Annotated in this window: 12 protein-coding genes; 9 read left to right on the forward strand and 3 right to left on the reverse strand. The window is 60.0% G+C overall.

Annotation, left to right across the window (positions count from 1 at the left end):
- Positions 1–172 precede the first annotated feature (172 nt).
- A complete protein-coding gene (locus HU718_RS17760; protein ID WP_186614979.1) occupies positions 173–1,030 on the forward strand; it encodes a GNAT family N-acetyltransferase in 858 nt (285 codons plus the stop codon).
- A gap of 47 nt (positions 1,031–1,077) precedes the next feature.
- Complete coding sequence (locus HU718_RS17765; RefSeq protein WP_150729116.1) at positions 1,078–1,785, forward strand: cupin domain-containing protein; 708 nt, start codon at positions 1,078–1,080, stop codon at positions 1,783–1,785.
- Between the two features lie 122 nt (positions 1,786–1,907).
- Here the strand turns inward: HU718_RS17765 and HU718_RS17770 are convergent, their stop codons facing one another.
- Entirely contained in the window at positions 1,908–2,918 is a 1,011-nt protein-coding gene (locus HU718_RS17770) for a LacI family DNA-binding transcriptional regulator (RefSeq protein WP_186614977.1), read from the reverse strand.
- Between the two features lie 204 nt (positions 2,919–3,122).
- On the opposite strand from HU718_RS17770, the gene HU718_RS17775 reads away from it, so the two are divergent.
- From HU718_RS17775 to HU718_RS17785, 3 genes are read left to right on the forward strand one after another with little or no spacing between them, the layout of a single operon-like run.
- Positions 3,123–4,286 (forward strand): Gfo/Idh/MocA family protein, encoded by a 1,164-nt coding sequence (locus HU718_RS17775; protein WP_264083884.1) that lies wholly within the window; start codon positions 3,123–3,125, stop codon positions 4,284–4,286.
- Positions 4,276–5,358 (forward strand): sugar phosphate isomerase/epimerase family protein, encoded by a 1,083-nt coding sequence (locus tag HU718_RS17780; protein ID WP_150729119.1) that lies wholly within the window; start codon positions 4,276–4,278, stop codon positions 5,356–5,358. Before HU718_RS17775 ends, HU718_RS17780 begins: the two co-directional genes overlap by 11 nt.
- A 42-nt stretch (positions 5,359–5,400) precedes the next feature.
- A complete protein-coding gene (locus tag HU718_RS17785; RefSeq protein ID WP_186614972.1) occupies positions 5,401–6,639 on the forward strand; it encodes a nucleoside permease in 1,239 nt (412 codons plus the stop codon).
- A gap of 67 nt (positions 6,640–6,706) precedes the next feature.
- Here HU718_RS17785 and ycaC read toward each other — a convergent pair whose 3' ends face one another.
- Together ycaC and HU718_RS17795 are read right to left on the reverse strand one after the other, a co-directional pair.
- Positions 6,707–7,339: an isochorismate family cysteine hydrolase YcaC gene (ycaC, locus tag HU718_RS17790; protein ID WP_007916011.1), complete on the reverse strand. Its 633-nt coding sequence runs from the start codon at positions 7,337–7,339 to the stop codon at positions 6,707–6,709.
- A 128-nt stretch (positions 7,340–7,467) separates the two neighbouring features.
- Entirely contained in the window at positions 7,468–8,064 is a 597-nt protein-coding gene (locus HU718_RS17795) for a TetR family transcriptional regulator (protein ID WP_186614969.1), read from the reverse strand.
- A 141-nt stretch (positions 8,065–8,205) separates the two neighbouring features.
- On the opposite strand from HU718_RS17795, the gene HU718_RS17800 reads away from it, so the two are divergent.
- The 4 genes from HU718_RS17800 to HU718_RS17815 are packed head-to-tail and all read left to right on the forward strand — an operon-like array spanning position 8,206 to position 12,049.
- A complete protein-coding gene (locus tag HU718_RS17800) occupies positions 8,206–9,306 on the forward strand; it encodes an alkene reductase (RefSeq protein WP_186614966.1) in 1,101 nt (366 codons plus the stop codon).
- 60 nt (positions 9,307–9,366) lie between these two features.
- Positions 9,367–10,149: an SDR family NAD(P)-dependent oxidoreductase gene (locus HU718_RS17805; protein ID WP_186614964.1), complete on the forward strand. Its 783-nt coding sequence runs from the start codon at positions 9,367–9,369 to the stop codon at positions 10,147–10,149.
- A gap of 14 nt (positions 10,150–10,163) precedes the next feature.
- The gene (locus HU718_RS17810; RefSeq protein WP_186614961.1) at positions 10,164–10,994 is read left to right on the forward strand and encodes an alpha/beta fold hydrolase; all 831 of its coding nucleotides are present in this window, start codon (positions 10,164–10,166) and stop codon (positions 10,992–10,994) included.
- Between the two features lie 56 nt (positions 10,995–11,050).
- Positions 11,051–12,049 (forward strand): NADP-dependent oxidoreductase, encoded by a 999-nt coding sequence (locus HU718_RS17815; RefSeq protein ID WP_186614958.1) that lies wholly within the window; start codon positions 11,051–11,053, stop codon positions 12,047–12,049.
- Positions 12,050–12,122: the final 73 nt, after the last annotated feature.

A 12,122-nucleotide genomic window follows, 5' to 3' on the forward strand; every position in this document is an offset into this window, starting at 1 on the left:
TGCTGCCGACCTTGCCGTGCAAATAAGTAGTAAGTGTGGTCTTGCGGGCATCGTCTCGCCGAATCTGCCGAATGCGCGATCGCCCCTTGTCAGCGCTTCACCCAGATGGGATACAGGCACCATCGCGCCGCAAAACCGGGCGCTCGCGCACATTGTTCAACGGAGACTCGCCATGTCCGCCTCACACCCGTCCGATTATGTTTATCGCCCGATGACCGCCGCCGATCTCTGCGCCGCCCATGCCTTGTCCGTGCAACTGAAATGGCCGCATCGACTGGACGACTGGGCGATGCTGCAACGGGTCAGTGCCGGTTTCGTCGTGCTTGATGGCGAACGCTTGATCGGTACGGCATTCGCCTGCCCGCAAGGTGATTTCGCCACCATCGGGCTGGTCATCGTCAGCGACGACTACCAAGGCAAAGGCATCGGACGCCAGTTGATGGAGCAAGCCCTCGATGCCTGCCAGGCGCGAACGCCCATGTTGAATGCGACCCTCGCCGGTGCGCCGCTGTATGCCAGTCAGGGTTTTGTCGAGTTTGGCAGGATCCAGCAACATCAGGGCCAGGCGCACGCACCGGCGCTGACCTCGCTGGCCGAGGGCGAAGCATGTCGTGCGCTGACGGCTGCGGATCAGCAACAACTGTTGACGCTGGCGAACGCTGCCAGCGGTCTGGATCGGCGCGCGGTGCTGGACGACCTGGCGCCGGTGGTGGAACAGTCCGTCGGCATTCAACGCGACGGCCAGTTGCGCGCCTTCGCGCTGATGCGCCCGTTCGGACGCGGCCGCTGCATAGGCCCGGTGGTTGCTGAAAACCTCGAACAAGCCGAGTACTTGATCGGCACATTGTTGAACCAAGTGCCGGACGCCTTTGTGCGCATCGACATTCCAGCCGATTGTGGCCTCGCCGAATGGCTGGAAACAGCCGGACTCAAGCAGATCGACACCGTTGCGCAAATGGCCCGGGGCACGCCTCCTGCGGCCGCCAATGGCGTGCGCCAGTTTGCTCTGGTTACCCAAGCCATCGGTTGATTGCGCTGTTGCAGTGCCTCAACGTTTTCTAATGGAGTGTTCTTCGTATGTCGCAACCTACTGTTGTGCTGTTGGCTCGCGCCGACGGTGGCCGCATCGCTACGTCTTTCGAACAGATGGCGCTGAGCGCCAGAGATCCTTTTGCCGCTGGCCGACGCGTTGCTTGGCACGGTGCTGACGGCATCAGTGCAGGCATCGTTGAGGTTGGCGAGTCGATGGACATCGAGGATTTTGCGCACACCGAAACTATTGTCGTGCATGCCGGGCACGTGCGGCTGAAAGCCGGCGAACAGACATTGGCATTGACTGTCGGCAGCAGCGCAGTGATCGGCCGTGGCACCTCGCTGCGAATAGAGGCTCAGGTCGGAACGCAATGGGCTTTCTGTGCGATGACCACTGACACCCCGACACCCGGCCTCACCGGCCTCGATCCGTTGGCGATGCTATCGCCGTCGGCGGCACCGCAAGAGCAGATTCTGATTGGCGCGACACCACAATGCCGTTCGCGCAATGCCTTCGAAGATCCGGTAACCGATCTGCGTGTCGGTGTGTGGGATTCGACGCCCTATGAACGCCACGGCCGAGCACACACACTCAATGAGTTGATGCACCTGATCGAAGGCAGCGTCGCATTACTCGCGCCGGACGGATCGAGCGTTACAGTCGATACCGGCGACAGCGTGTTCGTACCGCGCGGTGCGTCCTGCGCGTGGAAGAGTACGCGCTATGTGCGCAAGGTTTACGCGGTTCGATAGTCGCCTGTTTTTTTCAGAGCCATGAGGATCCACCATGACTGTGGCGAGGGAGCAAGCGCCCTCGCCACAGGTTTTTTTTGCTCGTGCTATCGCTTGGTTGCGTCGGCTTGGAATTCAGAGATTCACCTACCCGCTTGATCAACCCGCGCCGTGCTGTCGCGCTTGGTCAACGCGAACGGCAACACCACATGCCGTTGCGGCAACGGCTGTTTCTCGATCAGCGCAATCAGCATTTCCACGGCTTTCTCGCCAAACATTTCGGCGGGTTGAGCAATGGTCGTCAGCGGTGGATCGCAGTACGCGGCCATTGGAATATCATCGAACCCGGCGAGAGAAATATCCTCCGGCACGCGCAGCCCCTGCTCTTTGATCCACTTGAGCGCGCCGATGGCCATTTCGTCATTTTCACAAAACAGCGCGCTCGGTCGGTGGTCGAGCGCGAGCAGTTTGCCGGCACCTGAATAGCCCGCGTCGAGCGTGAAATCGCCGTGACAGATAAGCGTGTGATCGAGCGCGAGACCGGCATCGCGCAGGGCCGCCTCATAACCCGCCAGACGATCACGCGTGAGCGGGCTGCCTTTCGGTCCTTTGATCAGTCCGATGCGCTGATGCCCCATCGCGATCAGGTACTCGGTCATGGCTTTGGCCGCCGCAACGTTATCCAGACTGATCGTTGGATGCCGTCCGTGCCGGATGACTTCGCAGGCATTGACGATCGGGGCCAGTGCTGGCTCGGCGGCAGATTCTTCGAAGGGATCATAGGCGCGCAACTGAATGACGCCATCGGCTTGATGGGCGTGCACCAGATCAGCGAACTGGCGCTCAAGTGATGCCTGGCCCCGGGTGTCGCACAACAGCAACCGGTAACCGGCGGCCTGCGCGGCTTTTTGTGCGCCGCTGATCACTCTGGCGAAAAAGGTGTTGGCAATGGTCGGGACCAGAATCACCAGGTTTCCCGTTCTACGCGAGCGAAACTGCACCGCCATCAAATTCGGTCGATAGCCGGTTTGCTGGACGGCGGCCATGACCCGCTCGCGGGTATCGGGCAGCACCCGCTCGGGGGACTTCAATGTTCTCGACACCGTTGCCACCGAGACACCCGCCAGCCGTGCCACTTCGCGGATATTGGACAAGACTGCCTCGCTCTTTCAATCAAATCGGCCGTCGAGCTTACCGCACAGCGTCACGCGCTGAAACGTTGGCATTCGTCAGACACGGTTTGACACCCGGTAATTTCAGGCCTAGATTTCGCCGACGATGTAACCGGTTACATCATCGATATTCCGCACCACTCCACTGAGAAAATTGCCATGATTGCTGCAGGTCGAAAAATAAGAATGGGCTTCGTCGGCGGTGGTGAAGGTGCCTTCATCGCCCAGGCACACCGGCAAGCCGCCGGTCTCGATGGACGCTTCGAACTGGTCTGCGGTGCGTTCAGCCGCGACGCCCACAACAATCAACGCAGTGGTGCGGCGCTTGGGCTGCCTGCGCAACGCTGCTATGACGCCTGGCAAGACATGCTGACCGCCGAACAAACACTGCCGGCCGATCAGCGTATGGAACTGCTGGTGATCGTCACGCCCAATCACCTGCACGCCCCTATCGCCAGTGCAGCACTGAGTGCGGGTTTCCATGTGTTCAGTGAAAAGCCTGCTGCGCTCAATCTGGCGCAAGTGCAGGACCTGGCCCGCGTGGTCAACAACAGCCAGCGAATTTACGCCCTGGCGCACACCTACCTGGGGTATGCGATGGTCTGGCAGGCACGCGAGATGGTCGCCAGCGGTGAAATCGGGCGTCTGCGCAAAGTCCTCGTCGAATACCCGCAAGGCTGGCTCAGCAGCGATGTGGCTGGCGAAGGCAACAAACAGGCGGGCTGGCGCGACAATCCTGAACAATCCGGCATCGGTGGCTGCATCGGTGACATCGGCACGCACGCGTTTTCCCTCGCGGAGTTTGTCGCCGGTCAACCCATCCAGTTCATCAGCGCGATGCTCGGGTCACATTTGAGCAGTCGCCAACTGGATGACGACGCCTCGATGCTGTTCAAAATGGCCGACGGCGCCAGCGGCGTATTGATCGCCAGCCAAGTGTGCGCCGGCGAAGAGAACCCGCTGAAGATTCGTCTGTATGGCGACAAGGGCGGGCTGGAATGGCGTCAGGAAGAGCCCGCCAGTCTGATCCATCGCCCCTTGAATGAGCCGATGCGCGTGCTGCGCTCGGGCCTTGGTCAACCTTGGCTGTGCGCAAACGCCACGCGGCGCATGCGCTTGCCCGCCGGGCACCCAGAAGGCTACCTCGAAGCTATGGCCAATCTCTACGGTGACCTCGCGCAGGCCATTTTCAACGATGCGAGCGGTCCTGACGCACCGGGCGTTCCCGGCATAGCCACCGGGCTGCGCGGCATGGCCTTCATCGAGACCGCCATCGCCAATCATTGTGGCGAAGCCAAATGGACCGCAATACCTGACCTTGCCAATGGAGCAACCGCCAATGAACGTTGATCATCAAGGCCCGAGCGGAATGCGCGGCCCCGGCATCTTTCTCGCCCAATTCATCGCCGACGAAGCACCTTTCGATACCTTGGCCAACATCGCGCAATGGGCCGCTTCTCAAGGCTACAAAGCCATTCAGTTGCCAACCCTCGGCACGCGCTTCATCGACCTTGAACGCGCCGCCGACAGTCAGGATTACTGTGACGAACTCGTCGCCGAATGTGCCAAGGCCGGCGTAGTGATCAGCGAACTGTCGACGCACCTGCAAGGCCAACTGGTCGCGGTGCATCCGGCGTTCGACGCACTTTTCGACGACTTTGCCCCGGCAGCGCTGCGTGGCAATCCGCAAGCACGCACCGAATGGGCGATCAACCAGTTGAAACTGGCAGCACGCGCCAGTCAGCGCTTGGGGTTGACGGCCCACGCGACCTTTTCCGGCGCCCTGCTCTGGCCGTACGTCTACCCGTGGCCGCAACGTCCTGCCGGTCTGGTGGAACAGGGCTTTGCCGAATTGGCGAAACGCTGGTTGCCGATCCTCGAGTGCTTCGATGAGGCCGGCGTCGACCTCTGCTACGAGATCCACCCCGGCGAGGATCTGCACGATGGCGCCTCTTTCGAGCAATTCCTCGAAGCGGTGAATCATCATCCACGCGCGGCAATTCTGTATGACCCGAGCCATCTGTTACTACAGCAAATGGACTACCTGGGCTTCATCGATCGCTACCACGCGCGCATCCGCATGTTCCACGCCAAGGACGCGGAGTTTCACGCCAGCGCGCGATCCGGCGTCTACGGCGGCTATCAGGGTTGGGTTGATCGCCCGGGCCGGTTTCGTTCACTGGGCGATGGCCAGATCGACTTCAAGGCGATCTTCAGCAAACTGACTCAATACGACTTCAACGGATGGGCCGTGCTGGAGTGGGAATGCTGCCTGAAAGACGCGGCACAAGGCGCTGCCGAAGGGGCGGCCTTCATCGAACGACACATGATCACCCGAACCCGCAAGGCATTCGACGATTTCGCCAGTGTGAGCGCTGACGAGCAATCCAACCGGCGTCTGCTGGGCCTTGGCGAACGCTGATTACCACGCTGTTACCGACATAAAAATAATACGGTGATTGAAATGAACGTAATGAATGCGCGACTCAGCGTCATGATGTTTTTGCAGTTTTTTATCTGGGGCGGCTGGTTCGTCACCCTCGGCACTTTCCTCACCACGACACTGGCAGCAAGCGGCGGCCAGGTGGGTATGGCTTTTTCCACGCAGTCGTGGGGCGCGATCATTGCGCCGTTTTTCGTTGGTCTGATTGCTGATCGTTTTTTCAATGCCGAACGCATCTTGGCGGTGTTGCACCTGCTGGGTGCGGTGCTGCTTTTTCAGCTTTATCGGGCACCTGATTTCAGCGCGTTTTATCCCTATGTGCTGGCCTACATGCTGGTCTACATGCCAACCCTGGCCCTGGTCAACGCGGTAGCCTTCCGACAGATCAAAGACCCGGCCCGGGAGTTTTCCCGCATCCGCGTGTGGGGCACCGTTGGCTGGATCGTCGCCGGCATCGTGATCAGCTTCGGCTTTGCCTGGGACGCTCAACAGGCGATTGCTGCGGGCGGTTTACGCAACACGTTCCTGATGTCTGCCGTGGCCTCGCTGGTGTTGGGGCTCTACAGCTTCAGCCTGCCGAAAACCGCACCGTTGAAATCCACCGCCGATGCGCCTGGCATCAAACAGATGCTGGGGGCCGACGCGTTGGGCCTGCTCAAGGATCGCAGCTATCTGGTGTTCTTTCTTGCATCCATCCTGATCTGCATTCCTCTGGCGTTCTATTACCAGAATGCCAATCCGTTCCTGGCCGAAATCGGTGTCACCAACCCCACCGCGAAGATGGCCCTCGGTCAGGTCTCCGAAGTGCTGTTCATGCTTCTGCTACCCCTGTTCATCCAGCGTTTCGGCATCAAGATTGCCTTACTGGTCGGCATGCTGGCCTGGGCCTTGCGCTATGTGTTGTTCGCCTACGGCAACAATGGTGACCAAGCGTTCATGCTGCTGATCGGTATTGCGCTGCATGGCGTGTGTTATGACTTTTTCTTCGTCTGTGGGCAGATCTACACCGATGCCAAAGCGCCCGAGCGCTTCCGCAGCTCGGCTCAGGGCCTGATCACCTTGGCCACTTACGGTGTGGGCATGCTGATCGGATTCTGGGTGGCGGGTCAGATCACTGACCACTTCACCGCGCAAAATGGCCACGACTGGAGAAGTATATGGCTGTTCCCGGCAGGATTTTCGGTGGGGGTTCTGCTGTGTTTCGCACTGGCGTTCAAAGGCCGAGGCGGCGAAAAGGAGGCAATGCCGTCGACCGTCTAGAAACGCCGGCAGAAAAACAGAAAAAGCCTGCTTTTCAGGGCAGGCTTTTCGTCTACATCGCGCAGGCTTACTTCTGCTGAGCGGTCAGCGCCGAGTAGCTGTTCATCAGATTGCGGTAGTTGGGGATTCGCTGCGACAGCAAGTTACCCAGCCCTTCAATGTCGTTGCGCCAGTCGCGGTGCAGCTCACACGCCACCGAGAACCAGTTCATCATCTGCGCACCAGCCTGAGTCATGCGGCTCCACGCGGCTTGTTGCACGGTGGTGTTGAAGGTGCCGGAAGCGTCGGTGACCACAAACACATCAAACCCTTCCGCCAGCGCCGACAAGGTCGGGAACGCTACGCAGACATCCGTCACCACGCCGGCAATGATGATTTGCTTGCGACCGGTGGCCTTGATCGCTTTGACGAAGTCTTCGTTGTCCCAGGCGTTGATCTGGCCTGGACGAGCGATGTACGGCGCGTCCGGGAACATCTCTTTCAACTCTGGCACCAGCGGGCCATTCGGGCCTTGTTCGAAACTGGTGGTGAGGATGGTCGGCAGTTCGAAGAACTTGGCCAGATCCGCCAGGGCCAGCACGTTGTTCTTGAACTCGTTCGGCGAGAAGTCCTGGACCAGGGAAATCAGGCCGGTCTGGTGATCAACCAGCAGCACGATGGCGTCGTCTTTGTTCAAGCGGTTGTAGGTTGGAGTGGTCATGGTGTGCGTCCCTTTTGAGTTTTTGAAGTTGTTGTTGCGTTCAAGTTGGGTACAGATTACTGACGCACAGGGACGGGATAAATCGGCTGAAAAGCGTTTCACCGTCAACTCAAAAAGGACAATGCCGATCAACCAGCCACTTCTGCACTGTCGGCAGACATCAGCAACGACGCGGTCATCTCAGCGTGGCATACCGCAAGTATTTCATCGGCCAGCGCTGAATCAGCCGGACAGGCACGCGACAAAATAATCGCGCCAACCGCACGCGCCAGCATGTCGATCATTTTCACTCGCCCCTCACCAGATGCCGCGTCTGGCCCTGTCGGGTACTTGTCGCCAAGCGTCTGCAGCGTGCGCTCGATGCCGTCGGCAAACGCCGTTTTCACTTCGTCAGACTGACGCGCTGCGTCGCCGCACAAAGCGGCCATGGTGCAACCGCTGCCCCGCCCGTCCCGATGTTCTTTCGACACATAAGCGTCGATGAAGCCTTGAACATCGACCATTTCGGCACCGACCAACGAGCGCGCAAGGCTGTTGGCCGAGGCTTCGGACATCAGGTCGGCCTTCGAGCCAAAGTGTTTGTAGAAACCGCCGTGGGTGAATCCGGCCGCCGCCATGAGATCCGCGACGCCGACACCGTCAAAACCTCGCTCACGAAACAGCACCGAAGCGGTCTCGACGATGTGCTCGCGGTTTGCCTGGGCCTGGGCTTTGGTGACTCTCACGTGCAATACCTCCGCTGAAAAATCATGCGCCGATGATACATAGATGTCGGCCATAATCAAAACCGTTGACAGTTTAGATTTCGATCATCATCCTAATTACAGACATTATCGCTGCTCATCCACAGGCACGGATCCAACCCCATGACCGATCAAAATCTGTTCACGCCGTACACGCTTGGCTCCCTGACGCTGGCGAATCGAATCGTTCTCGCGCCGCTGACCCGTAATCGGGCGGGCCAAGGCCTGGTGCCCAGTGAGTTCGCGGCCACCTATTACAGCCAGCGCGCCTCCGCTGGCCTGCTGATTTCTGAAGCGACGCAGATCTCCCGACAAGGCCAGGGCTATCAGGACACCCCGGGGATTTACACGCAGGCGCAGATCGATGGCTGGCGCAAGGTGACCGCTGCGGTGCACGAAAAAGGCGCGAAGATCTTTCTGCAACTGTGGCATGTCGGTCGTGTTTCGCACGTTGATCTGCAGGAAAACGCTGCTGCGCCGGTTGCCCCTTCCGCGATACGCCCAGCGACAAAAGTGTTCGTCAACAACCGCTTTGAAGACGTTTCCGCGCCGCGAGCACTGGACATCAGCGAACTCCCGGGGATCGTCAACGATTTCCGTCAGGCAGCGGTCAACGCGATCGCCGCAGGATTTGATGGTGTGGAGATCCACGGTGCCAACGGCTATTTGCTCGATCAATTCATCAAGGATGGCGCCAACGTGCGCACCGATGCCTACGGCGGCTCGATTGAAAATCGTGCGCGCTTGTTGCTGGAAGTGACGGCCGCGGTCGTCGCCGAGATTGGCGCAGATCGCACCGGCATTCGCCTCTCGCCGGTGTCGCCGGCCAACGGGGTGTCGAGCAGCGACCCGCAAGGGCAATTCGACTACATCGTCGAGCAACTCGATGCGCTGGGCATCGTTTATCTGCACGTGGTCGAAGGCGCAACCGGTGGGCCGCGCGATGTCGCGCCGTTCGATTTCGGCGCTCTGCGCCAGCGTTTCAAAAACACCTACATCGCCAACAACGGCTACGACCTCGAGCTGGCGAACGCGCGGATTGCCGAGGACCACACCGATCTGATCGCCTTCGGTCGCCCGTTCATTGGCAATCCCGATCTGGTCGAGCGCCTGGCGGCCGGTGCGCCGTTGGCCGGATTCAACCCCGCCACCCTGTATGGCGGCGGCGCGGAAGGCTACATCGACTACCCGACCCTGGCTGAATGGAGCGCTGCGGCTCAGTAAGCCGAGCCCCGGCGCATTTACTGCCTCTCCTTAATCGTTTTTTTGAAAAGAGATGACCCTATGAACGCCCACCTTACTGTTCTTATCACTGGCGCCTCGACCGGCATCGGCGCGGTTTACGCCGAACGTTTCGCCCAACGCGGGCATGACCTGGTGCTGGTCGCCCGCGATCTTCAGCGCCTGGAAACACTCGCCGCGAAACTGCGTAGCGAACACAGCGTCGCCGTGGATGTGCTTCAGGCCGACCTGACCCAACTCAAAGACCTGACCACCGTCGAAACGCGCCTGCGCGACGATGCGCGCATTGGCATCCTCGTCAATAACGCGGGCGCCGCGCAGTCCGGCAACTTCATCGAGCAGAGCACCGACAAAGTGGCCAATCTGGTTGCCCTCAACACCACGGCACTGGTGCGGCTCGCCAGCGCCATCGCACCCCGTCTGGCGAAGGCCGGTAACGGCGCCATTATCAACATCGGCTCGGTGGTCGGTCTGGCCCCGGAGTTCGGCATGTCGGTCTACGGCGCGACCAAAGCGTTTGTGCTGTTCCTGTCTCAGGGGCTGAGCCTGGAACTGTCGCCACTCGGCGTCTACGTGCAAGCCGTGCTGCCGGCCGCTACCCGCACGGAAATCTGGGATCGCGCGGGCATCGACATCAACACCTTGAGCGAGATCATGGAAGTCAGCGATCTGGTCGATGCGGCGCTGGTCGGTTTCGATCGTCGCGAACCGGTGACCATTCCGCCGCTGCATGAAGGTGAGCGCTGGGATGCCTTGCAGACCGCGCGGCAGGGCCTGCTGGCACAGATCCGCCAGTCGGCAGTCGCCCAGCGCTATCTGGCGTGAGTCCAGTGGAACAAATGCCGTTCATCACAGCCGCCAACCAATCGATTTTGGTTGGCGGCACGGCCTTCGCCTATCGAGACCTCGGGCCGAAATCGGCGGTGCCGCTGATCCTGCTCAATCATTGGGGAGCGGCACTCGACGACTTCGACCCGCGAATCGTCGATGGTCTGGCGCGAACCCGGCGCGTGCTCGCCATTGACTATCGCGGTGTCGGTGGCTCAGGCGGCACCGCGCCCCTGACCGTCGCACAGATGGCCGACGACGTCATCAGCCTGATCGCTGCGCTGGAATTCACCAGCGTCGATCTGCTGGGTTTTTCCCTCGGCGGATTCGTTGCTCAGGACATCGCGCTCAAAAATCCTGCCTTGGTGCGGCGCCTGATTCTGACCGGCACCGGACCGGCTGGCGGAGTCGGTATCGCCAAGGTCGGTGCGGTTTCCTGGCCACTGATGCTCAAGGGCTTGCTGACCCTACGCGATCCCAAATTCCATCTGTTTTTCACCACAACCGCCAACGGACGGCGGGCCGCGACAGACTTCCTGCAACGTTTGAAAGAACGCCGCAAAGATCGCGACAAGCGCCCGACACCCAGCGCTTTTCTGCGGCAGTTGAAAGCCATCAAGGCATGGGGAAAACAGCTGCCGCAGAACCTTGGCGGCCTGCAAATCCCGACGCTGGTGGTCAACGGTGACAGCGACATCATGGTGCCCACGGTCAACTCGATTGATCTGGCGAACCGGATTCCCTACGCGCAACTGATCATTTATGAAGACGCCGGGCACGGCGCGATTTTCCAGAACTACGCTGACTTTGTCAGCAAGGCGCAGGCGTTTCTCGACAGCTGAACCCATCTGCTCAGGCAACCCTGCCCTCCCCCAGAACCGTGAGAGCCGTCCCCACCATGAAAGCTTATTTTATCGATCGCTACGGCAAGCAGAACGGGCGTATTGGCGACGTGCCCGAGCATGTACCCGGCGCCCATGACGTGCTGATTGAAGTACATGCCGCCAGCGTCAACGTACTCGATTCAAAGATTCGCAGCGGCGAATTCAAACTGATTCTGCCGTACTCATTCCCCTTGGTGCTGGGCAACGATTGTGCCGGCGTGGTGATTGAGGTTGGCGCAGCGGTCAAGGGTTTCAAGCCCGGCGACGCGGTGTATGCGCGCGTACCCGAAGAGCGAATCGGCACGTTTGCCGAGCGAATCGCCGTCGAGCAAAACGCCGTAGCGTTGAAGCCAGCCAACCTCAGCATGGAACAGGCCGCGGCGATTCCCTTGGTTGCCCTGACAGCCTGGCAAGCGCTGGTCGACATCGCCCGTTTGCAAAAGGGTCAGAAGGTCTTGATTCACGCCGGTTCCGGCGGTGTCGGAACAATTGCCATTCAACTGGCCAAGCACCTCGGCGCTGTTGTCGCGACCACCACCGGCACCGCGAATGTCGAATGGGTTAAAGCGCTGGGCGCGGACGTGGTGATTGATTACAAACAGCAGAACTTCGAGCGCGAATTGCGCGATTACGACGTGGTGCTGAACAGCCTCGGCACCGACGTTCTGGAAAACTCGCTCAAGGTACTCAAACCGGGCGGCCAGCTGATTTCCATATCAGGCCCGCCAACAGCCGAGTTCGCCAAGGCGCAGGGCCTGGCGTGGCCGCTGCGGCAAGTCATGCGCTTGTTGAGCCTGAGCATTCGGCGCAAGGCGCGCAAGCAGGATATCCGTTACAGCTTCCTGTTTATGCGGGCCAACGGTGCACAACTGCAAGAAATCACCACGCTGATTGAAGCCGGCGAAATAAGTCCTGTGCTTGACCGCACCTTCGCTTTCGAGTCAGCGGGCGAAGCCCTGTCTTACGTCGAACAGGGCCGTGCGAAAGGCAAGGTAATCGTGCAGATCAAATAGTTGCCTGCCTGTAATCATCTGGCGAAAGAACCATGGATAACGTTGCCTGCGACACCGAAAAGCCCCCCGCCGA

It is taken from the genome of Pseudomonas tensinigenes (genome assembly GCF_014268445.2).
GTDB classification, from domain to species: Bacteria; Pseudomonadota; Gammaproteobacteria; order Pseudomonadales; family Pseudomonadaceae; genus Aquipseudomonas; species Aquipseudomonas tensinigenes.